The 22,759-nt window shown below is 65.2% G+C and carries 23 protein-coding genes; 9 read left to right on the forward strand and 14 right to left on the reverse strand.

The window, feature by feature from the left end; all coding sequences use genetic code 11:
* The first annotated feature begins 16 nt into the window (after positions 1-16).
* Entirely contained in the window at positions 17-379 is a 363-nt protein-coding gene (locus N1F91_RS00605) for a hypothetical protein (protein ID WP_289988310.1), read from the forward strand.
* A 10-nt stretch (positions 380-389) separates the two neighbouring features.
* Here N1F91_RS00605 and N1F91_RS00610 read toward each other — a convergent pair whose 3' ends face one another.
* Complete coding sequence (locus N1F91_RS00610; RefSeq protein ID WP_289988311.1) at positions 390-1,157, reverse strand: phosphatase PAP2 family protein; 768 nt, start codon at positions 1,155-1,157, stop codon at positions 390-392.
* A gap of 68 nt (positions 1,158-1,225) precedes the next feature.
* Between N1F91_RS00610 and N1F91_RS00615 the strand changes: the two genes are divergently transcribed.
* Positions 1,226-2,602 carry a PRC-barrel domain-containing protein gene (locus N1F91_RS00615; RefSeq protein WP_289988313.1) on the forward strand — a complete coding sequence of 459 codons (1,377 nt, stop codon included), beginning with the start codon at positions 1,226-1,228 and terminating at the stop codon, positions 2,600-2,602.
* A gap of 106 nt (positions 2,603-2,708) precedes the next feature.
* On the opposite strand, the gene N1F91_RS00620 is transcribed toward N1F91_RS00615, so the two are convergent.
* From N1F91_RS00620 to N1F91_RS00640, 5 genes are all read right to left on the reverse strand, one after another.
* Positions 2,709-3,422: an ATP-binding cassette domain-containing protein gene (locus tag N1F91_RS00620; RefSeq protein ID WP_289988314.1), complete on the reverse strand. Its 714-nt coding sequence runs from the start codon at positions 3,420-3,422 to the stop codon at positions 2,709-2,711.
* Positions 3,415-4,173 carry an ABC transporter permease subunit gene (locus N1F91_RS00625; RefSeq protein ID WP_289988317.1) on the reverse strand — a complete coding sequence of 253 codons (759 nt, stop codon included), beginning with the start codon at positions 4,171-4,173 and terminating at the stop codon, positions 3,415-3,417. The genes N1F91_RS00620 and N1F91_RS00625 overlap by 8 nt, the downstream gene beginning before the upstream one ends.
* Before the next feature lie 6 nt (positions 4,174-4,179).
* Positions 4,180-5,184 carry an ABC transporter substrate-binding protein gene (locus N1F91_RS00630; RefSeq protein ID WP_289988320.1) on the reverse strand — a complete coding sequence of 335 codons (1,005 nt, stop codon included), beginning with the start codon at positions 5,182-5,184 and terminating at the stop codon, positions 4,180-4,182.
* A 124-nt stretch (positions 5,185-5,308) separates the two neighbouring features.
* Entirely contained in the window at positions 5,309-5,932 is a 624-nt protein-coding gene (gene mobA / locus N1F91_RS00635) for a molybdenum cofactor guanylyltransferase MobA (RefSeq protein ID WP_289988321.1), read from the reverse strand.
* Complete coding sequence (locus N1F91_RS00640; protein WP_289988324.1) at positions 5,932-7,137, reverse strand: adenylate/guanylate cyclase domain-containing protein; 1,206 nt, start codon at positions 7,135-7,137, stop codon at positions 5,932-5,934. Before N1F91_RS00640 ends, mobA begins: the two co-directional genes overlap by 1 nt.
* Positions 7,138-7,355: 218 nt before the next feature.
* On the opposite strand from N1F91_RS00640, the gene N1F91_RS00645 reads away from it, so the two are divergent.
* Entirely contained in the window at positions 7,356-7,550 is a 195-nt protein-coding gene (locus N1F91_RS00645; protein WP_289988327.1) for a hypothetical protein, read from the forward strand.
* A 33-nt stretch (positions 7,551-7,583) separates the two neighbouring features.
* Here the strand turns inward: N1F91_RS00645 and N1F91_RS00650 are convergent, their stop codons facing one another.
* Both N1F91_RS00650 and N1F91_RS00655 read right to left on the reverse strand, forming a co-directional pair.
* Positions 7,584-7,748, reverse strand: a complete 165-nt coding sequence (locus tag N1F91_RS00650; protein ID WP_289988329.1) for a hypothetical protein — start codon at positions 7,746-7,748, stop codon at positions 7,584-7,586.
* Between the two features lie 27 nt (positions 7,749-7,775).
* Positions 7,776-7,997: a hypothetical protein gene (locus N1F91_RS00655; protein ID WP_289988330.1), complete on the reverse strand. Its 222-nt coding sequence runs from the start codon at positions 7,995-7,997 to the stop codon at positions 7,776-7,778.
* 110 nt (positions 7,998-8,107) lie between these two features.
* On the opposite strand from N1F91_RS00655, the gene N1F91_RS00660 reads away from it, so the two are divergent.
* Positions 8,108-8,311 carry a hypothetical protein gene (locus N1F91_RS00660; RefSeq protein ID WP_289988332.1) on the forward strand — a complete coding sequence of 68 codons (204 nt, stop codon included), beginning with the start codon at positions 8,108-8,110 and terminating at the stop codon, positions 8,309-8,311.
* A 93-nt stretch (positions 8,312-8,404) separates the two neighbouring features.
* Entirely contained in the window at positions 8,405-9,376 is a 972-nt protein-coding gene (locus N1F91_RS00665) for a YihY/virulence factor BrkB family protein (RefSeq protein WP_289988334.1), read from the forward strand.
* Positions 9,377-9,511: 135 nt separating this feature from the next.
* Here N1F91_RS00665 and N1F91_RS00670 read toward each other — a convergent pair whose 3' ends face one another.
* The 5 genes from N1F91_RS00670 to otsB all read right to left on the reverse strand — a co-directional run bounded on the left by N1F91_RS00670 (position 9,512) and on the right by otsB (position 14,155).
* The gene (locus N1F91_RS00670; RefSeq protein ID WP_289988336.1) at positions 9,512-10,678 is read right to left on the reverse strand and encodes a hypothetical protein; all 1,167 of its coding nucleotides are present in this window, start codon (positions 10,676-10,678) and stop codon (positions 9,512-9,514) included.
* Positions 10,675-11,070 (reverse strand): phage holin family protein, encoded by a 396-nt coding sequence (locus N1F91_RS00675; protein WP_289988338.1) that lies wholly within the window; start codon positions 11,068-11,070, stop codon positions 10,675-10,677. The genes N1F91_RS00670 and N1F91_RS00675 overlap by 4 nt, the downstream gene beginning before the upstream one ends.
* On the reverse strand, positions 11,067-11,654 hold the full coding sequence (locus N1F91_RS00680; protein ID WP_289988340.1) for a hypothetical protein: 588 nt from the start codon (positions 11,652-11,654) through the stop codon (positions 11,067-11,069). The genes N1F91_RS00675 and N1F91_RS00680 overlap by 4 nt, the downstream gene beginning before the upstream one ends.
* A 293-nt stretch (positions 11,655-11,947) precedes the next feature.
* The gene (locus N1F91_RS00685; protein WP_289988341.1) at positions 11,948-13,339 is read right to left on the reverse strand and encodes a trehalose-6-phosphate synthase; all 1,392 of its coding nucleotides are present in this window, start codon (positions 13,337-13,339) and stop codon (positions 11,948-11,950) included.
* Positions 13,340-13,393: 54 nt separating this feature from the next.
* On the reverse strand, positions 13,394-14,155 hold the full coding sequence (otsB, locus tag N1F91_RS00690; protein WP_289988344.1) for a trehalose-phosphatase: 762 nt from the start codon (positions 14,153-14,155) through the stop codon (positions 13,394-13,396).
* A gap of 93 nt (positions 14,156-14,248) precedes the next feature.
* On the opposite strand from otsB, the gene N1F91_RS00695 reads away from it, so the two are divergent.
* Positions 14,249-14,572: a hypothetical protein gene (locus N1F91_RS00695; RefSeq protein WP_289988345.1), complete on the forward strand. Its 324-nt coding sequence runs from the start codon at positions 14,249-14,251 to the stop codon at positions 14,570-14,572.
* A 53-nt stretch (positions 14,573-14,625) separates the two neighbouring features.
* Here N1F91_RS00695 and N1F91_RS00700 read toward each other — a convergent pair whose 3' ends face one another.
* Complete coding sequence (locus N1F91_RS00700; RefSeq protein WP_289988348.1) at positions 14,626-14,895, reverse strand: hypothetical protein; 270 nt, start codon at positions 14,893-14,895, stop codon at positions 14,626-14,628.
* A 372-nt stretch (positions 14,896-15,267) separates the two neighbouring features.
* Between N1F91_RS00700 and N1F91_RS00705 the strand changes: the two genes are divergently transcribed.
* Genes N1F91_RS00705 through glgB form a run of 3 tightly spaced genes read left to right on the forward strand, consistent with a single transcriptional unit; the run spans position 15,268 to position 22,756 of the window.
* Positions 15,268-17,253: an alpha-1,4-glucan--maltose-1-phosphate maltosyltransferase gene (locus N1F91_RS00705; protein WP_289988349.1), complete on the forward strand. Its 1,986-nt coding sequence runs from the start codon at positions 15,268-15,270 to the stop codon at positions 17,251-17,253.
* Positions 17,253-20,549 carry a maltose alpha-D-glucosyltransferase gene (gene treS / locus N1F91_RS00710; RefSeq protein WP_289988351.1) on the forward strand — a complete coding sequence of 1,099 codons (3,297 nt, stop codon included), beginning with the start codon at positions 17,253-17,255 and terminating at the stop codon, positions 20,547-20,549. Before N1F91_RS00705 ends, treS begins: the two co-directional genes overlap by 1 nt.
* Positions 20,546-22,756, forward strand: a complete 2,211-nt coding sequence (gene glgB / locus N1F91_RS00715) for a 1,4-alpha-glucan branching protein GlgB (RefSeq protein WP_289988353.1) — start codon at positions 20,546-20,548, stop codon at positions 22,754-22,756. The genes treS and glgB overlap by 4 nt, the downstream gene beginning before the upstream one ends.
* Positions 22,757-22,759: the final 3 nt, after the last annotated feature.

Below are 22,759 nucleotides of genomic sequence, written 5' to 3' on the forward strand. Positions count from 1 at the left end.
AGGACCTGGCAAGATTTTGAACACCCGCATCCTTGGCGTGTCTCTCGCCTTCGCGCTTGTGCTGCCGCTGGCGGCATGCGGCGAGGACGCGCCGACAGATGCGCCCGATTCCACGCTGCTGCCGAACCGTTCCGAGGATCACCTGATCGAAGGAGTCGGTCCGCCCGAGCAGGTAGAGACCGATCCGACGCCCCAGGCGACCACCGGCGGAGAAATCCCCGGCTATGCGCCGGTCGATCAGGGCGAGGGCGCCGAGATAGTCGATGATGCGACGCCCGAGGAGGCCGTTCCAGCAAACAGGACGATGCCGAACCTCGAAAACTCGACACCGGACGCGCCGGATCCGCTTCCTGCCCCCGACCCCTTGCCGGCGCAGTAGTGACCGGCGTCTAGGACGACGGTGGCTCGCCCGAAATCGCCGGCATGTCGCCTTCGCCCTCCACCGCACCGCGCCGCTGCAACCAGACGGTCGCCGCCCAGCATCCGATCGCCCAGCCGGCACCGACGCTCCATCCCGCCAGGACGTCGGTCGGCCAATGGACGCCGAGATAGACCCTGCTGATCCCCACGAGCATGACGATGAAGATCGCGCAGCCGATCAGGTAGGAGCGGCTGCGCCAGCGCGGCTGGACGCGGGCAAGCATCGCGGCGAGCGTCAGGTAGACGGTTGCCGCCATCATCGAGTGGCCGCTCGGGAAGCTTGCCGTCGAGACATAGGACCCATGCGGGACGAGGTCCGGCCTGGGTCGGTCGATGCCCGCCTTGATCAGTTGGCTGATCAGCACGCCGCCCGCGACGGCCAGCAGTACGGCCAGCGCGGCCCGCCTCTTGCGAACGAGGATGAGGTAGCCGCAGGCAGCCAGCGCGATCATCGAAAGAACGCCAACTCCGCCCAGCGCAGTAAAGTCGCGCATCATCTCCTGGAGCCACGGCGGCCCGAGCGGATCGGCCTGGTCGACTGGACTGCGAAAGAGCAGGAGCAGCGCCTCGTCGAGCGCTGCGGTGCTTCCCTCGCGCACCTCGTCTGCCAGTTCAAGCAGGATCCAGATCGCGGCAGCCGGAACGAGAAGGCCAAGCAGGATCGGCCATTCGCGGGTGGCGAGCTGGCGGACGGCGGAGACGCGATAAAGGCGGCGGGAGAAGATTCGGTTTTTCATGTGTCGGGAACATCGCACGGAAGTGAGTGTTCCCTTCATGTAACGAAACGCAACACAGGGAGAGCACAATGAAGTCTTCGACGACATCAACCGCCCTCGCACTGGTCATGGCTCTGGGCGCCGGCCCGTCACTCGCGGCCGCCGAATGGACCTTTAGCGACATTGACGCAGACGGCAATCTGGAACTGTCCCAGGCCGAGTTCGAGCAGGTGAGCCGCTCCGCTTTCCGCAGTTGGGATGCTGACGCGGACCAGAGGCTGAACGATGAGGAACTCTATCAGGGTATCTTCGTATCCTGGGACGCCAATCAGGACGGCAGGCTGGACCAGCAGGAATACGACACCGGCTCCACGGCATGGTTTGCCGACAACCGTCCGGCATCCTTCGATGATCTCGACGCCGACAGGGACGGTGCAGTATCGCCGGGTGATTTCGCTCGCGGCATGAGCGATGCGGGTGCCATTGAGGGCCTCGGTCCCGAAGGCATGCAGTACCAGGATTTCCATATCGCTCTCTTCGGCCTCTACGACATGGGGAGCACCGGGCAGATCAGCGAGGACGACTATGGCGCCAAGAGCGGGAGCAAGCTCGTCGGCGGACCCGACACCGTTGCGCTGACGGAAACGGGTGCCGGCTCGACCTTGACGTCCGGCGGGACGGGAGCCGCCGGCACGGAACTCACTGCCGGCAACACCGCCACCGAGGTTCCGGAAGGCGATCTCGGCGTCGATACGGCACAGACCACCACCGCCATCGGTACACAGGCCATCCGGCCTGAGGAGGTCATCCGGCTCTCGGACTGGAACTCGGACGATCTCTACGTCAATGGCCTGAGCGTCGACGACATGATCGACGACGCTGAGGTCTACGGCGTGAACGGCGACGAGATCGGCAGCGTCGAAAACGTCGTCTTCTCGAATGACGGCCGCGTTCTGTCTCTGGTCGCCGAGGTCGGCGGCTTCTGGGACCTGTTCGACACCCATGTGAACGTGCCCTGGGACGAAGTCGTCGTCGGGGCTGACGGTCGCCTCTCTATTCCCGTGACCGAGGAAAACGTCGAGGATTACTCGACGTGGAAGACCGGCTACCTAACGGCAGGGGATGCCGCCGCCGGCGTCGCGGTGGTGGAGGACGATCTCGAGACCAGCCCCGCGATCTTCCGCGCGACCGACCTGATCGGCAGCTATTCGCGCATCCGTGACGGCGAGGGTCAGTCTTATCGGAACTATGGCTATGTCAACGACCTGATTGTCCGCGACGGACAGCTTCAGGCCGTCGTCGTCAACCCTGACACCAGCTTCGGCATGACGCCGGGCGGCTATGCCTATCCGTACTACGGAAGGGGCTGGAACGCCGGACGCCCTTATTACGACATGCCCTATGGCACGAATGACGTCGCCGATGTCGGAGCGCTGGATTACGAGCGTTTCGAATACTCCGAGTAACTGAAGGCATGGGGGCGTTTGCGGATCCGCCCTCCGGCTTTCGGTGGGGAAGGCCTCCGGCTTCGAGCCGGGGGCCTTTCGCTATTCCGGCCCGAGTTTCCGCGGCTCAAGCCAGACCCGGAAAGCGCGTGGCGAGGTCGACGCTGATCGCTCTGACCGCGTCCGGCGAGCGGCGGCCGCGTTCGATCATCACCGGATACTCGCCAAGAACCCGACCCGGACGCGCCGACAACACGAAGATCCGGTCGGCGAGTTGCACGGCCTCGCGCAGGTTGTGCGTCACCATCAGCGCCGTCGTCGGTCGCGCCTGCCAGACGTCGACGAGCAGTGCGCGCAGGTCCGATGCCGTTGCCTCGTCGAGAGAAACGAAGGGCTCGTCGAGCAGCAGCAATCTCGGTTCCACGGCGAAGGCGCGCGCCAGCGCCGCCCGCCGGGCAAGTCCGAGCGACAGCTCGCCGGGATAGAAGTGCTTGAAGCCCGCAAGGCCGAGGCGCGCGAAGAGATCGTCCAGCGGCCGCTCGCGCAGGGCAACGGGCTGGGCGAGGCGCACGTTCTCCTCCACCGTTCGCCATGGCAGCAGGCGCGGCTCCTGGAAAGCCACCCCGATGCGCGGGTCGCCCCCGGGCAGTGCGATGCGACCGTCGTAGTCGCGCTCGAGCCCGAGCAGGATGCGCAGGCATGTCGTCTTGCCGCAGCCGGACGGGCCGACGAGGCACGCGAATTCGCCTTCGGCAATAGCGAACCGCAAGCCCCTGATGGCAAGCAGGGGCGGGCCGGCAGCGGTCTGATAGACCTTCGAAGCGATATCGATCTCAAGCATTCGGTTGACGCCAGCGTGTCGCATGCCGATCGTAGGGCCGCAGCAGCAGCACTTCGACCAGAAGCATAACGGCCACGAAAGCCAACGCGTAGGCGAGGATGGTGGCCACGTCGAACAGCTGGAAGTGCAGGTGGATCTGGAAGCCGACGCCGTTCGACCGTCCGAGCAGTTCCACCACCAGCACGATTTTCCAGATCAACGCGATGCCGGACCGGCTTGCGGCAGCCAGATAGGGCTGCAACTGCGGCAGCACCACGTCGCGCATCCTGCTGGCGAAGGAGAAGCGGTAGACCTGCGCGAGCTCCGAGTAGGCGCGATCAAGGGCGCGCGCACCCTCGCGCAGCGTGACGACCACGTTGGGGATCTTGTTCACCGCCACCGCGCCGATCGCGGCGGCCTCGTTCAGCCCGAACCAGACATAGGCGAGCACGATGACGACGAGCGCCGGCAGGTTGAGGAACAGCACCACCCAGGGATCGAACAGCCGGTCGAGGCCCCGGTTCATGCCGAGCGCCATGCCGATGGCGGTGCCGATGGACATTGCGAGCGCGAAGGCTGCCGCCACGCGCGCCAGCGTGATGCCGAGATGGCGGGCGAGATCGCCCGACGCGGCTTCGCGCAGCAAGGCGTCGAGCACTGCGGGCGGGGCGGGAAACACGCGCGGATCGGCCTGGAGTGCCAGTATCCACCAAAGTGCCAGGAGACCGAGCAGCGAGCTGGCGCTCCAGAGGATCGGAAACCCGCTGCGCACCGGCGGTCAGAAGCCGCCGCCGAGGCGCGACCAGTACGTCCCGGGCGCCATGACGCCGGAGCGACCGACCAGCTTTGCTCCGCCGAGTTCGGCAAGCACACCGTAGAGCCGTGCGGCATCGGCTTCGTCTTCGGCGGCCGAGCGAACTGGAATGCCCTCCCGGTAGCGGTCACGCAGCGCGAGCAGCTCTGCGCCTTCCGCTCGGACGATGGGCGCCAGACGCTCCCACTCGGCGTCCGAAGAGGCCAGCAGCGCCTTGGTGGCACGCGAGGCCTCCACGAAGCCGCGCGCGGCCTGCGGATGGGCATCCGCCCACCGCTCGGAAAAGACCCAGCCCAGCGCCGAGACCGGACCGGAGGCGCCGAGCGCCGCAGCTGCCTCGTCCGCGCCGACCAGCCTGCGGAAGCCGCTCGCTTCCAAGCGCGCATTGTAGTGCCAGTAGTTCAGGACGGCATCGAGTTCGCCCTGCCGGGCCTTCTCGCCAAGCAGGGGCGGCGCCCCGTAGACGATGTCGTTCTCTTCCGCGAGGTTGAGGTCATGGTCGCGCGCCGCCAGCCCCTGGATCAGCAGCCAGCTCTTGTCGAGCGGTCCTCCCGCGACGCCGAGCCTGCGGCCTCTCAGGTCGCCAAGCGAATGCAGCACAGAATCCTGCGGCACCATGATCGCACCCACCGACGAGGAGAAGGGTACGAAGGTGTAGTCTGCCCCCTCGGCCCGCAGCCGCGAAACCCAAAGCCAGTCGGAGACGATGACGTCGACATCGCCGGCCTGCAGCGCCACGTTGCTCGCGTCTTCGCCGGCAAAGGCCACGATCTCGACGTCGACGCCGGCCGTATGGTCGAGGCGGGCATTCTTCATAGCGTCGAGTTCCCAGTTGACCGTGCCGAATTTCAGGACGCCGACCCGCACCGTCTCCAGTGCCGAGGCTGCGCCGAAGCTTGCCGAAAGGAGGAGGGCGGCCAGGAGCAGGGCGGTCAGGTGGCAGGCTCGCGTTCTGATCGAGAGGATCATCTGGATACTCCTTGCAACCGGCGCCGATCGGCGGGGGCAGAGGCGGCCCCGCCGGCGGCCTTCTATGCCTGCTCGTACCGGTTCTCCGCAACAGCGCATCGATCCGATCGTTCCCGGCCCGCCGTCAGTCCGGCACGAGAGGCAGCAGGCGTTCCGCTTCGGCGAGATCCTCGGGCGCGTTGACGTTGAAGAACGGGTCCACCGGTCCTTCCGGCCATTCCTCCCGAGCGAAGGAATGCCTGTCGGTCCAGCCCGACACCTTGCGCAGACCCTCCTCCTGCAATGCATGCCTGAGCGAGGCCCGAAGGCTAACGGGCCAGAGGCCCGCGACGGGGTGCATTCGTCCGCCGGAGGAGGCGAGGGCGATCTCCGTGCCTCCGGACCGTCGGGCGGACGTGAGGCGCTTGACGAGGTCGCGGGGCAGGAATGGGCAGTCCCCTGGCACGGTGGCCACCAGCGCCGCTTCCGGCCGGTTTGCCGCCGCCCAGTCGAGCGCCGCAAGCAACCCGGCCAACGGTCCGGCGAAGCCCTCCACCGGATCGGCCACCACGGGCAGCCGGTAGAGTTCCAGCCGACGGGCGTCGCCGTTGGCGTTGATCAACACCGCGTCGCACTGCGGCGCGAAGCGCTCGAGCACATGGTCGAGGATGGTGCGTCCGCCGAGCTGTCGCAGCGGCTTGTCGCCACCACCCATCCGCCGCGACAGTCCGCCAGCGATGACTGCGCCGACGATCGTCTCGCCACGCATCAGTAGACGTAGATCTTCTGCAGCCCCTCGAAGCCCTTGAACGGAACTTCGCTGGCGACGCGCGGGGCGCAGCACAGGTGCTGCGCCACTTCAGCCGAGGCCACCCGGTGAAGCGACAGGTCCGAGGCACAGGTCAGCAGCCGTGCGGCATAGTTGATCGGGCGGCCGATGGCCGTGAAGTCGAGCCGGTTTGCGCCGCCGATGTTGCCATAGTGGAACCGGCCGGCATGCAGCGCCGAGCGGAACGACACGGTGCTGCCGAGTTCCGTTTCGGCCAGCCGTGCCTCACCCTCCATGATGGTGCGGCTGGCAGCCATCACAGCATCCGCCATCGTGCGCTCGCCGCCGTATGGAAAGATCGCGAAGAAGCCGTCGCCGAGGAACTTCAGAATCTCGCCTCCGTTGGCCTCCACCGGCGGCACCATGATGTCGAAGGCATCATTGAGGATCGCCACCATCTGCGGTCCGGACAGCGTGTTCGACAGCTGCGTGAAATCCTTCAGGTCGGTGAACAGGATGGCCGCGTCGATTTCCTCGCCGTCGCCGCGGTGCACCCGGCCCTGCAGGATCTGCTCGCCGCCACCCCGTCCGATGTACGCCGACAGTATCGAGGCCGCGTTCAGCCGCAGCAGGTAGGCCTCCACCAGCCGGGCCAGCGGGCGGCGCAGCACGTCGAGCGCATCGATCTGCTCGAGCGAGAAGCCCAGCGGGTGTTTCGTCGACCAGGTCGAGGCATGCGTCTCGCCGGTGGTAAAGATCAGCGGCTGCGCCAGATAGTCGGTGAAACCTTCCGCGCGGAGTTCGTCAAGGATCAGGTATTCGCTCAGCGCCTGTGGGTCGGTCAGACGGCGCCGGATAGAGATCCCTTCCGACGTCACGCGCGGAAGCGGGTTCTGCCAGTATTCCTGCTGCGAAAATATGTCGAGCTCGACCTCGTTGACCTCGACCCCGCCGGCCTGTGTCCAGCGGAAACGCCGAGCGGCGATGTTGGGGTGCAGCGTGTTCATGAACAGCGCGAAGCGGTCGACGGGCACGCCCGCCGCCACGACGCGCCGGCAGATGGCATCGATGATCGCGCCCGCGTCGCCGCTCGGCCGCGCGCCGTCGATCATCCAGGCGACGAGCGCGTCGATCAGCAGATGGTCGACCTCGCCGGGCAGCAGCTGCGTCGCTTCTGGGGTGCGCAAGCGCGCCGGAATGGTCATGTCGGATCTCGTGAAGTGTTCGCCGGCTGTTTAACACGCCGCGTCGGGCCGGGAACAGCCGCTGCCGGCGATGAACCGTTCACGAATTGCGGCGGCTGCCGGGTGTCGGCTTCTCCGTCCGCTCCCGCCGTCACGGAACCCGAACGCCGCACCGTGAGTTCCATGGAGGAACGACCCGGGCCGGTTCAGGTCCGTCGTCAACATGTACGGAGATCAGATTGGCTCACGAACCCGACCACAAGACCGAAACGACTGGAACCCGCGCCCGCCAGGGTCGTCAGGGATTGCCTATCCTGATGGTGCTCGTCATTGGCCTCGTCCTGGCAATGGGAGCCTGGGGACTGGCCGAGATGTATGGCGTGTGGATCGCACCCGATGATCCGGTCGGCGACGCGGAATACACGATCGACTAAACCGGCTCGATAGTCACCTTCGACGACGGGCGGTCATGACCGCTCGTCGAACACGTCGCGCGTGCCGCGGTCACGTGCGGAGCGCTCGCTCCTGCTCAGGCGCCGCTTGCGCAGAAGCGCGAAGCCGAACAGGATGGCGAGCAAAAACGGCCCGCCGGCGACCACGAGCAGCCATAGGATGTTTTCGGTTGCCATCATGAAACTGTTCCTTGGTTGGCGTTCCGGTCAACGTTCCTTGGGTTCGGTAGTTCCAGGCCGGACAGGGGGCTCCAGGCGCGTTTCGCCGCCATTGCTCCCGTCGCCTTCACCGGCGTCTCGATCCGCGTCTGCGGCCGGTTTCTGCGGCAGCGCCGGTTTGGTCATATGTCCGGCGCGTCTCCCTGCCCGCAGGTTCTTCAGCCAGGACGGCAGCACCTCCGCTGCCATGCTCTTCCAGTAGGAACCCATCTCGCCTTCTCCTGTCGCCCGGCCATCCCGGTCTTCTGGAACAATCGTTCGGCGGCCGGGGTTCCCGGTGGGAGTGATATCGCTGCAATAACGCTACGGGAGACGTGAACATGAGCCGCAAGCTGGAGAACGGGACCACAAAGCCGCGCGCCGGCAAGGCCGAGCAGGACGTGTCGGGTGCCGAGGTTCCGCCGGTTGGCGCCGTCGGAAAAGGCCGGATCAAGGCCGTGGACCTTGAACCACGCTCGAACGGGGAAAATGACTGGCAGGACGAATTGCCGGAGAACGACGGTCGCCCAGCCGATCGCAGGTAGGCGATCGTTACCGGCAACCTCCCGCCGGCAACAGGAACAACACCCCGCACGAAGGGTTTCCCTCTGACACCGTTGTTGAAGGGAGACCCAGTCATGTCCGCGAACTCGAGAACAGAAGCCGGTCGAGGCCGGGAGGCCGACTGGCCGTCGGAGATTCCCGCGCGCGGCTGGAAGGACGTCCTGTGGCGCGTCTACCAGCAGGTTCTCGATGATCGGGTGACGTTGGTCGCGGCAGGCGCGGCCTTCTATCTGATGCTGGCGATATTCCCCGCTCTGGGTGCCTTCGTCTCGATTTACGGTTTTGTGGCCGACCCCACGTCGATCGCCGGACAGATCGAGTTCCTTCAAGGCGTCCTGCCTTCCGGGGGGCTTGACCTGATCTACAGCCAGCTGGAAAGTCTTGCCAGCCAGGATCCGAGTGCGCTCAGCATCGGTCTGGTGATCACCCTCGCCGTATCGTTGTGGAGCGCCAACAACGGCGTGAAAACCCTCTTCGAAGCACTGAACATCGCCTATGAGGAAGAAGAGAAGCGTTCCTTCATCAAGCTCAACATCGTTGCATTTGCCTTTACCCTCGGCTTCATGTTTGCCCTGATCGTCATGATCGCTGCCATCGGCGTCGTGCCGGCCGTTCTCGCCTTCGTCAACCTTGGCGGCTTTTCGCAGATCCTCATCGCCGTTGGCCGTTGGATCCTGGTGCTGGGCATGATGATTTTCGGCATCTCCCTGCTCTACCGCTTCGGCCCGAGCCGGGAACGCGCGAAATGGCGGTGGATCAACTGGGGCAGCATCCTGTCGACGCTGGTCTGGCTCGTCACGTCGATCGGCTTCTCCTACTACCTGCAGAACTTTGCCGACTATAATGCGACCTACGGATCGCTCGGCGCGGTGATCGGCTTCATGCTCTGGATCTGGCTGTCGGCCGTCATCCTCATCGTCGGAGCCGAGCTGAATGCAGAGATGGAGCACCAGACCGAGCGGGATTCGACGACGGGAGAGGAACGTCCGATGGGCGAGCGCGGCGCAGTGGTAGCCGACACGCTCGGCAAGCCGATGGTCGATTGAAGGCGGGGGCGGTCCGGCCGTGTCCGGCCGGTCCGCCTGTCCGATCGAGACGGTGCGTCCAGACAGGAAGACGAAAAAAGGGCGGGCTCCGCGAAGGAGCCCGCCCTTTCGTTTTGATCGAGATGGCTGCCTCGGTCAGGTGGTCTTGCCGCTGCCGCCGGGCGTCGACGAAACGCTCGCGGGCTTGTCGGTGGTGCCGAACGTCCCTGCACCCGACGAGGGGGGCGACGACGGCTTGCCCGCCACCGAGGCGCTGGAGGCGCCAGATGTCGGAGCGCCGGGCTTTCCCGTCTCGCCGGTCACGTCGCGCGCCTTGTCGCCCGCTGCCTTGCCGGCGGCGGCGGCCACATGACCCACCTTCTCGGCCAGCGGCGTGCCGTCGGAGGAGGTGAGCCCTTCGTCGTCAGCCGACTTGCGTGCCGCAGCATAGCCCTCGGCAGCAACGTCTTTTGCGCCGTCGTAGCCGCGCTGCATCGCCCGCATCGCTTCGTCCTTCATGTCGTCGCGGGTCTGGCCGAACGTCTCGTCCTCGATCCGTGTCGATGGCAGCATGGCACCGATGGCGGCACCCAGTGCAAGGCCGAGCGCACCAACGATCAGCGGCTCGCGGTCGAGCGCATCCATCAGCCCGTCGCGCGCCTGGTAGGCGGCGCGCTCCGCTCCGCGTCCCATGCGACGACCCGCCCGCGCAGCCTGGCGCCCCGCATCGGCCGCGTAGTGGCCCGCTTCCGAGGCGTAGGCGCCGGCACGGTTGCCGGCCTGCCTCGCCGCGCCTGCGGCATTCGAGCCGAGGCGGGAGGCTGCTCCTGCAGCGGAACGCCCCGCGTCGGAAACGCCGTGCGCCGCGCCGCTTGCCCGCTCCGACCAGGACGATGTGTCGACATCGTCTCCGTCGCGCGTCTCGAGATAGCCAAGACCGCCCGCGCCCGTCTGCGCGCCGGCACCGCGAAGCGGCGAGTTGCCGATCACGTCGTCGTCGACCCCCGGCTCGGGATAGAAGGTGCTGTCGCCGTCATAGCCGAACCCGTCGTCCGGATAAGGGTAATATTCGCGGCGCACGGGACGCGGCCCGGCGAACAGCCAGGCGACACCCGCGCCGATCAGCGCGAGGCTGAGCGGGTTGTCGCGGACCTGTCGGCCAAGATTGTTGACCGCTGCAGAGCCGTTCGAGTCGCGCATGTAGTGGAATACCTCGTCCACCAGCTGGCCCGGCGACATGCGGTCGCGGATTTCCTCGGCGGTCCCGGCCATGCGGGCGCGGACTTCTTCCGCGTGGCGTTCATGTTCTGTCGAGGATGTCATCGCACCTGCTCCTTTGCAACGTCGATATCGCGGCGGACCTGCCCCATGGACTTCTCCGGCGTCAGTTCCGAAGGCGACATGTTGGCACTGCCGCGGCGTACCAGCATGTAGCCGATCGCGGCGACGACGAGCCCCACCAGCAGGGACGCCCATCCAGCGCCGAGGCCGAGATTGGCGAGCGCCACCACCAGCGCCTGAAGAAGCACCAGAAGGGCCGCCAGCAGCATGACGACGCCGGCCGCGACTTCCATCGCTCCCGTGCCCGCCTTGCTCATCTTTTCCTGCATCTCGGCGCGCAGAAGCCGCGCTTCGGTGCGAACCAGCTCGGCCATCTGGTTGACGAGATCCGTCACCAGCGTACCGAGTGGCCGATGATCCTGCTCCATGCTCATGTGATGTCTCCAGTCCTGTTCGGTGTGACGGCCGCTTCGCCTGCGGGATAGGCGCGTGCGGCGGGTGCGGGTCGCGATGGCTGCGGCGGCCGCTGCGTCGGATTCCGGCCACGGTCCCGCTCATGATGCGCGGATGCCCCGGCAAATCGGCCGATCGCGATGCCGGCGAGCACGCTCGCGGCGATGAAGCTGACGGGATTGCGACGACCGAAATCGCGCACGGTCTCGATCATGTCACCGGCCGATGCGTTCTGCATGCTCCGCGACAGGCTCTCGAGCCCTTCGGCCGCCTGGCCGACGAGGCCGGAGATGGGACCCATCTCCTTCTTGTCGAGTTCGTCACGCGCGCTCCGCACGGCGTCGGCAAAGGTCTTCAGGCCGTCAGCGGCCTGACCCTTGAGCGCTTCACTCCGCTCGCGAACTTCCTCCTTGGCATCGTGTGCCATCGTGGAGGCCTGTTCCTTGAGCGCATCGCGGCCTTTCTCGAACTGGCGGCCGGCGGCCTCCTGTTCCTGTCTGATCCGCGCGCGCGCGGCATCCGCGTCTGCTGAGGGATTGGGGGTGGTGCTGTTGTGGTCAACCATTGATCGCTCTCCTTACGCCAGACCCAGAAGGGAAAGGACGGCCAGGACCACGACGATCAAACCGATGACATAGATGATGGAATGCATGGTGCGTGATCTCCGCTATTGTCTGGTATGGATACCTCACCAAGAACCTGCGGAGGCGATACCTGTTCCATGGCGGATACGAACTTTCGCCATTTCTTGGCCATGATCCGGAGCGCGGAGCATGAAGAGTAAGCGAAGGCGCACGTATGCGCGGACGGTGTGACCTCGGTCACGCCACCCCTGCACTTGACGACTGGTTCGCAGGATCAGGCCGCCGCGCTTCCCGGTGTCTCGGCGGCTTCGAGTTCGTCGATGAAGGTCGACATCCAGATGCCGACGTCGCTCTGCTCGACGCGTTTCAGAAGGCTGGCATGTCGGTTCTGACGCTCCTCGAGCGGCATCCGCAGCGCCAGTTCCATCTTCTCGCCCATCTCTTCGGTGTCATGGGGATTGACGATCAGCGCATCCTCGAGCTCCTCCGCCGCACCCGCGAACTGCGACAGGACAAGAACCCCGGGATCGGCGGGATCCTGGGCCGCCACGTATTCTTTCGCGACGAGGTTCATCCCGTCCCGCAACGGCGTCACGAGTCCAACTTCGCTCGAACGGAACATCGCTGCGAGGCGTGGCCGAGGCACGGGACGGTGGATGTAGCGGATCGGAACCCAGTCAATGTCTCCGAACTTTCCATTGATGGAGCCGGCCAGGCCTTCCAGCTTTGCACGGATTTCGGAATAGGCAGTCACATCCTCGCGGGTCGGCGGCGCGATCTGCAGGAACGTGACGGTCTTCTCAAGTTCCGGGTGAAGGTAGAGCATGCGCGAGAAGGCCTCGAACCGCTCGGGAATGCCTTTCGAATAGTCGAGCCGGTCGACGCCGACGATCTGCCGCTGACCGAGGATCGCCCGCCGCATCTGGTCGATATTGATATCCTCGAAGGTCTTCTCCGCCAGTTCGGTGAACTGCGCGACGTCGATGCCGATCGGCAGTCGAAGCGCCCGCACCGTGCGGCCGCCATGCCGGATCACACCGTCAGCGCCGATCGAGGCGGGCATGTTCTCCTCGACATAGCGATTGAAGTTGTTGAGATCCGTCGACGTCTGGAATCCGATGACGTCATACGACAGCAGCGCTTCGACCAGGTAGGCGTGATTGGGCGAGGCGGCGAGGATGTCGGGTGGCGGAAACGGGATATGAAGGAAGAATCCCATCTTGTGACGGCAGCCGAGCGCCCGAAGCCGTTCTCCGAATGGTATCAGGTGATAGTCGTGCACCCACACCATGTCGCGCTGCTTGAGGAACGGCTTCAGGAGAGATGCGAACTTGTTGTTCACCCGCATGTAGCCTTCGAAATACTGAGGACGGTAGTCCACGAGATCGATGCGGTAGTGGAATAGCGGCCAGAGCACGCTGTTGGCATAGCCGATGTAATACTGGCTGTAGTCCTCCACCGTCAGCGGCGAGGATATCACATCGACGTCGCCCACGCGGTCGACGCCCAGCTTCTCCGTCTCGTTTTCCAGCGTGTTGCCATCCCAGCCGAACCAGACGCCGCCCTTGGCTTTCAGCGCGTCGGCGATAGCGACCGCAAGTCCACCCGACTGGGTGGCCTGCCGCAGATCCGCGACCCGGTTGGAAACGACCACGAGACGGCTCATTCTTCCGTACTCTGCAAGATATCGTCCCTTTCCTGTGAATTTGGCTTCATAAAGCTAACTCGACCCGCCCCGTTCCGTTCCTGTGTGGTTCACAAGCCGCAGGAGCCAGGCATGCAGGGCGGCCGGATCGGCGATGCGGTGCGTGGCGGCGGTGGGACCGGGGCCGACCTTGACCCCGATTCCGTGCCAGCGCGGCAGGGCGCGGAACCCGTCCTCGTCGGTGACGTCGTCGCCGAAGAAGATCGGCCGCCGCCCGAGGAACGGCTCTTCCGCCATGAAGTCGGCGATGAGGTCGCCTTTGGTCCGGCCGCTGAGCTTCAGTTCGACGACCATCTTTCCCTCGAGCAGCCTCACGTCCTGAGATGCCAGGCTCTGTGCCGCCGAGCGACATGTGGCCTCCAGGTCCGGCCGGCGGCGGTAGTGAAGCGCGACCGAGAGACGCTTGCGTTCGACGACTAGCCCGTCATGGCCGCGCGCGACATCCTCCAGCGCGGCTACCACGCGCTCGATCGCCGCGCCGTCGGAGGCCGTCCGGTGGAGCTCTCCGCCGGCGTCGCGACGCTCCGAGCCGTGCGCACCGCCGAGCGGCAGCCGCAGCGGCGCCAGGAAGACATCGAGCGTGTCGATCTCGCGCCCCGATACCACTGCGATGGCGCCGCCAGAGATGACCTGTAGCCGCTCGACAGCCTGAAGAACCGTAGGGTCGATCCTCACCATGGACGGATCGTCGACGATCTCCGCGAGAGTGCCGTCGAAGTCGAAGAAGAATGCCGTCTCAGTCGGCAGAAGGGGCAGGGTCGATAGGTCGTCGTGCAAGGCTCCATTGCTCCTGTTGCAATGCAATATAGCGCAGTGGCCGGAACATCCAACCTCCGGAGGTGTTCTTCGGAGATCCGCAGGAGGTACCGAATGCCCCGCTTCGAAGCGCACATCGTCCGACATGGCGATGCCGCCACACCGCATTTTTCGGTCCGCTTCATCGCCGGCGACGGCGAAAGCGTCACCGCGGACTTCCATCTCGCGGCTGCACAGGACGTCGAGCCGTCAAGGGAGACCGTGCTCGACGCCGCATGGGACATCGTTTCGCGCCTGGCGCAGCAAGCACCCGAGAGACAGGAGCGACGTACTCCGGTCCAGACCACCGCTTCTCGTTCCGCCGGCCTCAGTCGCGCCGTCGGGGAAACCGAGGCAGACACGCACGGCTCCGAGGGACGCGACACCGGAACGGCATGAGGGCGGCCTGAGATCGAGGCCGCCCGCGCTGCATCATCGTGGATGCGACCGTATCAGGACCTGTAGGCCCACGAACGAAAGACGGCTCCCGTTTCGTCCGGTCGCGCCGACATGCGGCGTTCCGCGCGACCGAAGGCATCGGCGAGGCAGCGGACCGCGTCCTTGGCCTTGACCAGGGCATCGGACGGGTTTGCACTTGATTGGGCCGGGTCGAGCAAGATGGTCACGGTCGCGCCATCCTCCGTCACGAAGCAGATCGGTGAGCCGATCGTGGGACTGCCGGCGGGGCCGGGTTCCGCAGACGGACTGGTTTCGTCGGGCATCGGTTTCCTCCTCGTCTTTGTGGCGCATGTCGCGCAATCGGACGAACGTCTTCCGACCCGCGGTTGTTCCTGCGCCTTTGGTAAATATTCGGCGCGATCTCCCTCGACCGGAGTTGTGCATCCACCGCAGCGGAACCTTTTTCCGGCCGTCGGGTTGGGCAATGTCTGCTGGACGGAAGGAGAGCCCATGCCTGCAAGCATCGCGACCCGGATCGAGGGTGCGCGCCACGCCCGCACTTGCGACGCGTGGACCCTCGGCTGCTCCGGCCTGATTTCGATCCCCCGCTCGCGCTGTGCGCTGCGCTCAATGGGGTCATGAGTCCCATGTCCAGAACCTCGGAACGGAAGTCGCTCGCGTCGACGGCCCGCGGAATGCGCAAAGTAGCCGACCCGCGGCTCCGCGACCTTGCGGAACGCCGTATCGCCATCGAGGGAATCGATCCCGAGATCGACGGCGGCCGTTTCCCGGCCAAGGCGGCGGAGGGCCACCCCTTTCCGGTCGAGGTGGATGTCTTCGGCGAGGGCCACGACGTCATCGACGCTGCGCTGCTCTGGCGGCGCAAGGGCTCCAATCAGTGGACGGAGGCGCCGCTCGAGTTCGAGGTCAATGACCGCTGGCGCGCCGATGTCGTCTTTCCCGCGATCGGCGATCACGAGTACACCATCATCGGCTGGCGCGACCTCTTCGCGGGCTGGCGCCGCGACGTGGAAAAGAAGCTCCAGGCGGGCCAGTCCGTCAGCCTGGAGGCGGTGGAGGGGGCGACGCTCGTGCGCGAGGCTGCGCTCGAGCCACGCGACCCCGCCGGCGCGCCTGCTTTGCGGCAACTCGTGGAAGCTCTTGACGCGGAGACGGATGAAGCACGCCGTCTGGCGGTTCTCCTGAATGAGGAGACCGCGGGCGTGATGAAGGGCTTCGCTCCACGCAACAGCCTCACCTGGTACGAGCGCATTCTCGATGTCATCGTCGATCGCGAACGCGCTGTCTTCGGCGCCTGGTACGAGATGATGCCGCGTTCCCAATCCTTCGAACCTGGTCGCCACGGCACGTTCGACGACGTCATCAGGCGTCTGCCATACGTGAAGGACCTCGGCTTCGATGTGCTCTACTTCACGCCGATCCACCCGATCGGCCGGATCAACCGCAAGGGACCCAACAACACGCTGACGCCGACCGGCGACGATCCAGGCAGCCCTTATGCGATAGGCTCGGCGGAGGGCGGGCACGACGCCATTCATCCCGAACTCGGCACTATCGAGGATTTCGATCGACTGGTTCAGGCCGCCGCCGAGCACGGCATGGAGATCGCTCTCGACTTTGCGATCCAGTGCGCACCGGACCATCCCTGGATCAAGGAGCATCCGGAGTGGTTCGACTGGCGGCCGGACGGGACGATCAAGTTCGCGGAGAACCCACCGAAGAAATACGAGGATATCGTCAACGTTCACTTCTACCGCGAGTCCATTCCGGGGCTGTGGGAAGCGCTGCGGGACGTCCTGCTTTACTGGACCGGTCACGGCGTGAAGATCTTCCGCGTCGACAATCCTCACACCAAGCCGTTCCCGTTTTGGGAATGGGTGATCGGCGAGATCCGGGCCAAGCATCCCGACGTGATCTTCCTTTCGGAAGCCTTCACGAGGCCAAAGGTCATGAAACGCCTGGCGAAGGCCGGTTTCACCCAATCCTATACTTACTACACATGGCGCAACCTCGACTGGGAGCTCGAGCAGTATCTGACCGAGCTGACGCAGGAGGAGTGTCGCCACTACATGCGGCCGAATTTCTTCGCGAACACGCCCGACATCAATCCCGTCTACCTCCAGACCGCCGGCAGACCCGGCTTCCGCACGCGCTTGCTCATGGCCGCGACGCTTGCCGGAAATTATGGCATCTACAATGGCTACGAGATTTGCGAGGCTGCCGCTTTGCCGGGCAAGGAGGAGTACCTGGATTCGGAGAAGTATCAGCTGCGGGAGTGGGATTTCGATCGGCCCGGCCACATCAAGGATGACATCCGCTTCGTCAACCGGCTGCGTCGCGAGCATGCGGCGCTGCGCGATTTCACGTCCCTGCGCTTCCACAAGACCTCCAGCGAGAATGTCCTCTCCTATTCGAAGGGCTCGCCGGAGTCGGGAGGCTACCTCCTGTTCCACGTCAACCTCGATCCGCACAACGCGCAGGACTTCGACTTCGAAGTCCCGCTCTGGCAATTCGGCCTGCCGGATGACGGCGCAGTCGAGGTGCAGGACCTCGTGAACGGCAACAGCTTCGCCTGGTATGGCAAGAACCACAGGCTGACTCTCGACCCCCATGCCCGGCCCTATGCGGTCTGGCGCCTCTTTGGACCGGTGACAACTTGATGAAGAATGGCAGCAACTCGATGGATGGTGCGATCGATCGCAGCCAGCCGGACTGGTATCGCGACGCGATCATCTACCAGGTGCACGTGAAGGCCTTCCAGGACTCCGATGGCGACGGCATGGGCGATTTTGCCGGCCTGATGAAGCGCCTGGACTACATCCAGGATCTCGGCGTCACGGCGATCTGGCTCCTGCCCTTCTACCCCTCGCCGCTGCGCGATGACGGCTACGACATCGCCGACTACCGCTCCATCAATCCGTCCTACGGCACCATGCGCGACTTCCGCGCCTTCGTGGCCGAGGCACACCGGCGCGGGCTGCGGGTCATTACCGAACTCGTAATCAACCACACCTCGGACCAGCACCCCTGGTTCCAGAAGGCGCGGCAGGCCAAGCCCGGCTCCGCCGCACGCGACTTCTACGTCTGGAGCGACACCGATGCAAAATTCCCGGAGACCCGGATCATCTTTCTGGACACCGAGAAGTCCAACTGGACCTGGGACCCGGTCGCCGGCGCCTTCTATTGGCATCGATTCTACTCGCACCAGCCCGACCTGAACTTCGACAATCCGCGTGTCCTGCGGGAAGTCCTGAAGGTCATGCACATGTGGCTCGACATGGGTGTGGACGGGCTGCGGCTCGACGCGATCCCTTACCTGGTGGAGCGCGAGGGCACCAACAACGAGAACCTCCCCGAGACGCACGAGGTCCTGAAGAAGATCCGCGCCGAACTCGATGCCCACTACACCGACCGGATGCTGCTCGCCGAGGCCAACCAGTGGCCGGAAGACACGCGCCCCTATTTCGGCGACGGCGACGAGTGCCACATGGGGTTCCACTTCCCCCTGATGCCGCGCATCTACATGGCTCTGGCACAGGAGGATCGCTATCCGATCTCCGACATCATCCGCCAGACGCCTGAGATCCCTGAAGGCTGTCAGTGGGGCATCTTCCTGCGCAATCACGACGAGCTCACGCTCGAGATGGTCAGCGACCAGGAGCGCGACTACCTCTGGCGCACGTACGCGGAAGATCGCCGCGCCCGCATCAACCTCGGTATTCGCCGGCGGCTCGCGCCGCTTCTGCAGAACGACCGCCGCAAGATCGAGCTGTTGAACTCGCTGCTGATGTCGATGCCCGGCACGCCCATCGTCTATTACGGCGACGAGCTCGGCATGGGCGACAACTATTATCTCGGCGACCGCGACGGCGTGCGCACGCCGATGCAATGGTCTCCGGACCTCAATGCCGGCTTCTCGCGCGCCAACCCGCAGCAGCTGTTCCTGCCGGTCATCATGGATCCGATCTACGGCTATCAGGCGGTCAATGCCGAAAGCCAGCAGCAGGACCCGTCGTCGCTGCTCAACTGGATGCGCAAGCTGGTCCAGGTGCGCAAGCAGCACACCGCCTTCGGTCGCGGCACGATGACCTTGCTCTACCCCCGCAACCGCAAGATTCTTGCCTATGTGCGCGAGCACGGCGACGACCGGATCCTGTGCGTGGCCAACCTGTCCCGCCAGGCGCAGGCCGTCGAGCTTGACCTGTCGCGATTCAAGGGCGCCGTGCCGATCGAACTCAACGGACGCTCGCCGTTCCCGCCGATCGGCGACTTGCCCTATCTGTTCACGCTCCCGGCCTTCGGCTTCTACTGGCTGCTTCTGGCCGACGAGGCCGAGGCGCCGCGTTGGCATCAGCAGGTGCCTGAGGTCCTGCCCGACTTCGTCACCCTGACCACGAGGGACGGCCGAGTGACCACTGCTCTGTCAGGCTCGGGCGGCAGGCTGCTGGAATCGGATACGCTGCCGCAATTCCTGCGACTGCAGCGCTGGTTCGCCGGCAAGGACAGAACGATCGGTTCGGCCACGATCAAGCCGATCGCCGAGATCGAAGGCGGCCGCCACCTGCTGGCGGAATGCCATGTCGACTCCGGCGGCGAGGTCCAGCGCTATTTCATGCCGCTCTCCGCCCGGTGGGGCGAGGACAATCTCACCTTCGGAGCGCCGACCTTGTCCTACACGCTGGCGAAGCTCCGCCAGGGACCACGTCTCGGCGCCCTCGTCGATGCCGCCCATGACGATGGCTTCGGCCAGTCGGTGCTGGGTGCAATGAAGGACGGAAAGGACATCTCCGCCACGGGCGGGACGGTCCACTTCGACAACAACGGGCGCCCGGACGTCTATGCGGACGCAGGGGCTGCGCGCGCGCTTGGCGTGGAACAGTCGAACGTCTCCGTCGCTTTCGGCGACTCCATCATCTTCAAGATCTACCGGCGGCTGCGCGACGGCATCCAGCCGGAGGTCGAGATGGCGCGTTTCCTCACCAATGTCGGCGGCTTCGCACACATGCCGGCCTATCTCGGCTCGATCGATCATCAGGCGGACGGCGCCGAGCCGACCGTGCTGGCAACTGCCTTCGAGTTCGTCCGCAACCAGGGCGATGCCTGGGACATTCTGTCGGCGGCTCTCCAGCGCGACCTGGAGAACGAGGACATGATATCCACTGGCGTCGCCACCACGGATGGAGATGCCGAGCCCTTCTTCTTCCCGCTCAATCTTGGTGGACTGCTGGGCAGGCGGACAGCCGAACTGCACAAGGCGCTCGCCACGGAGACTGACGACGACGCGTTCCGGATCGAAAAGACCATCAAGGCGGACGTAAAAGGCTGGGTTACCGCCGCGCGCGCCGACCTTGAGGAGGCGCTGCATGCGCTGGAAGGCACGGACCGCAAGGGCGAAGCGGGCGAGATGATCGAAGCGGTCCTCTCCCGTCGAAAGGAGTTCGACGATCGCCTGACTGCCTGCCTTGGCCACGCGCCGAAAGGCGCGCGCTCGCGCGTCCATGGCGACTATCACCTTGGGCAGGTGCTGATTGCGGCCGACGACATCGTCATCATCGACTTCGAAGGCGAGCCGCGCCGATCGATCGAGGACCGACGCGCCAAGACGTCTCCGCTCGTCGACGTCGCCGGCATGCTGCGTTCGATCGACTATTTGGCTGCTGATGTGGTACGTCTGCGCGGGCCTCTGGCAATCCCGGCAGACGAACGCGCGCTCGCGCGTGCCATGCGGTGGCGGGAGGAAACGAGCCGTGCGTTCCTGGACGCCTATCGGGGCACCATCGCCGGCTGTCCGACGCATGCCGATGACGAACGGTTCGAGCGCGACATGCTTGTACTGTTCCAGATCCAGAAGGCGGCCTACGAGGTCAGCTACGAACTCGCCAACCGGCCGACCTGGGTCGACATCCCGCTGCGCGGGCTCCTCGACCTCCTCGAAACCACGGGAGCCGAAGCATGAGCATGGCGAACGCCAATACGTCCGCCCCCTCCGCCGCCGACATCCACGCCATCGTCGGTGCGCGGCACGGCAATCCCTTCGTCGTTCTGGGCATGCATGGCGGCAACGGCGATCCGGTTGTGGTGAATGTGTTCGCGCCTGAAGCGGGCGAAGTCGCCGTTGTCGATCGCGCGACGGGAGACGTTGCCGGTATTCTCGACCGCGTCCATCCGGACGGTTTCTTTTCCGCCACGCTCGACGGGCGCATGGAACGGTTCGACTACCGCCTGAGGCTCGTGGCGGGAGAACACAGCTGGACGATCGACGATCCCTATTCCTTCGGCCCCATCCTCGGCGAACTCGACGAATACCTGATGGGCGAAGGCCGGCACGCCGAACTCTACAAGCGGCTCGGTTCCCACCCGGCGGAGGTCGGCGGTATTCGTGGCGCCGTCTTCTGCGTCTGGGCGCCCAATGCGCGCCGCGTCAGCGTCGTCGGTCCCTTCAACAGCTGGGACGGTCGCCGCCATCCGATGCGCAAGCGGGTCGGCATCGGCGTCTGGGAACTGTTTGTTCCCGGGCTGGAGATCGGCGAGACCTACAAGTACGAGGTACTCGGCGTCCATGGCGAGGTCCTGCCGCTGAAGGCCGATCCGGTCGGCTTCGCGGCGGAGCAGCCACCGGCAACCGCATCCGTCGTCTGCGGCCTTCCTCGCTACGAATGGGGCGATGAAGGCTGGATGAACCAGCGCGAGGTTCGCCACGCGACGAACCAGCCGGTGTCCATCTATGAGGTTCATCTCGGCAGCTGGCGGCGCGGCGCCGACAACGAGATCCTCGACTACGACGCCCAGGCGGATCTCCTCATCCCCTATGTCCAGGAAATGGGCTTCACCCATGTCGAGTTTCTGCCCGTCACCGAGCATCCCTTCACCGGCTCCTGGGGCTACCAGCCGATCGGTCTGTTCGCACCGACGAGCCGTTTCGGCTCGCCCAAAGCCTTCGCTCAAATGGTCGACCGCTTGCATCAGGCCGGCATTGGCGTGATTGTCGACTGGGTTCCGGCGCATTTTCCCTCCGACGCGCACGGTCTCGCCAAATTCGACGGCACAGCCCTCTACGAGCACGAGGATCCGCGCCTCGGCTTCCATCAGGACTGGAATACGCTCATCTACAATTTCGGCCGTACGGAGGTGTCCAACTTCCTCCAGGCGAGCGCGCTGTACTGGCTCGACCAGTTCCACATCGACGCGCTGCGTGTCGATGCCGTCGCCTCGATGCTCTACCTCGACTACAGCCGCAAGGAAGGCGAGTGGATTCCCAACCGCCATGGGGGCAACGAGAATCTCGACGCCATCGCCTTCCTGCGCGAAACCAACCAGCGAATTCTCGAGCGCCATCCGGGCACGCTGACCATCGCCGAGGAATCCACGGCGTGGCCGGGCGTCAGCAAGCCGGTCGCCGATGGCGGGCTTGGTTTCGATTACAAGTGGAACATGGGCTGGATGCACGACACGCTCGCCTACATGAGCCTCGACCCCATCCACCGCCGGCACCACCATCATCAGATGACCTTCGGCATGGTCTACGCCTACTCGGAAAAATTCGTCCTGCCGATCAGCCATGACGAGGTGGTGCACGGCAAGGGCTCGCTGCTGGGCAAGATGCCGGGCGACCGCTGGCAGCGCTTCGCCAATCTGCGCGCCTACCTCTCCTTCATGTGGACGCACCCCGGCAAGAAGCTGCTCTTCATGGGCTGCGAATTCGGCCAGGAGCGCGAATGGAACCACGACCAGTCGCTCGACTGGCACCTGCTCGACGATCCCATGCACGCCGGCCTGAAAGCGCTGGTCCGCGACCTGAACGCGCTCTACCGGTCGAGTGCTGCGCTGCACGAACTCGATTGCGACCCCCAGGGCTTTGATTGGCTGGGCGCCGACGACGCGGAGAACAGCGTCTATTCCTTCGTTCGCCGCGGCCGTGACGGCGAACCGGTCGTGGTGGTCTGCAACATGACGCCGGTGCCGCGTCCCGGCTACCGGATCGGTGCGCCGAAGGATGGCGCCTGGACGGTTCGCCTCAACAGTGATGCACAGCAATATGGCGGTTCCGGCGGCGGAACGAGGGAACCTGTCATTGCCGACGCCGTTTCTTGGCACGGCAGGTCACATTCGCTGGAGCTCGACCTGCCCCCGCTCGCAGTGGTGATCCTCGCTCCACGCAACTAGGAG

It is taken from the genome of Aquibium sp. ELW1220 (genome assembly GCF_030398385.1).
Lineage (GTDB): Bacteria > Pseudomonadota > Alphaproteobacteria > Rhizobiales > Rhizobiaceae > Aquibium.

Coding starts and splice junctions, on each gene's coding strand:
- N1F91_RS00610 (WP_289988311.1), bottom strand. CDS start 1,157: ATGAAAAACCGAATCTTCTCCCGCCGCCTTTATCGCGTCTCCGCCGTC.
- N1F91_RS00615 (WP_289988313.1), top strand. CDS start 1,226: ATGAAGTCTTCGACGACATCAACCGCCCTCGCACTGGTCATGGCTCTG.
- N1F91_RS00620 (WP_289988314.1), bottom strand. CDS start 3,422: ATGCTTGAGATCGATATCGCTTCGAAGGTCTATCAGACCGCTGCCGGC.
- N1F91_RS00630 (WP_289988320.1), bottom strand. CDS start 5,184: ATGATCCTCTCGATCAGAACGCGAGCCTGCCACCTGACCGCCCTGCTC.
- mobA (WP_289988321.1), bottom strand. CDS start 5,932: ATGCGTGGCGAGACGATCGTCGGCGCAGTCATCGCTGGCGGACTGTCG.
- N1F91_RS00640 (WP_289988324.1), bottom strand. CDS start 7,137: ATGACCATTCCGGCGCGCTTGCGCACCCCAGAAGCGACGCAGCTGCTG.
- N1F91_RS00650 (WP_289988329.1), bottom strand. CDS start 7,748: ATGATGGCAACCGAAAACATCCTATGGCTGCTCGTGGTCGCCGGCGGG.
- N1F91_RS00655 (WP_289988330.1), bottom strand. CDS start 7,997: ATGGGTTCCTACTGGAAGAGCATGGCAGCGGAGGTGCTGCCGTCCTGG.
- N1F91_RS00660 (WP_289988332.1), top strand. CDS start 8,108: ATGAGCCGCAAGCTGGAGAACGGGACCACAAAGCCGCGCGCCGGCAAG.
- N1F91_RS00665 (WP_289988334.1), top strand. CDS start 8,405: ATGTCCGCGAACTCGAGAACAGAAGCCGGTCGAGGCCGGGAGGCCGAC.
- N1F91_RS00670 (WP_289988336.1), bottom strand. CDS start 10,678: ATGACATCCTCGACAGAACATGAACGCCACGCGGAAGAAGTCCGCGCC.
- N1F91_RS00675 (WP_289988338.1), bottom strand. CDS start 11,070: ATGAGCATGGAGCAGGATCATCGGCCACTCGGTACGCTGGTGACGGAT.
- N1F91_RS00680 (WP_289988340.1), bottom strand. CDS start 11,654: ATGGTTGACCACAACAGCACCACCCCCAATCCCTCAGCAGACGCGGAT.
- N1F91_RS00685 (WP_289988341.1), bottom strand. CDS start 13,339: ATGAGCCGTCTCGTGGTCGTTTCCAACCGGGTCGCGGATCTGCGGCAG.
- N1F91_RS00695 (WP_289988345.1), top strand. CDS start 14,249: ATGCCCCGCTTCGAAGCGCACATCGTCCGACATGGCGATGCCGCCACA.
- N1F91_RS00700 (WP_289988348.1), bottom strand. CDS start 14,895: ATGCCCGACGAAACCAGTCCGTCTGCGGAACCCGGCCCCGCCGGCAGT.
- N1F91_RS00705 (WP_289988349.1), top strand. CDS start 15,268: ATGCGCAAAGTAGCCGACCCGCGGCTCCGCGACCTTGCGGAACGCCGT.
- treS (WP_289988351.1), top strand. CDS start 17,253: ATGAAGAATGGCAGCAACTCGATGGATGGTGCGATCGATCGCAGCCAG.
- glgB (WP_289988353.1), top strand. CDS start 20,546: ATGAGCATGGCGAACGCCAATACGTCCGCCCCCTCCGCCGCCGACATC.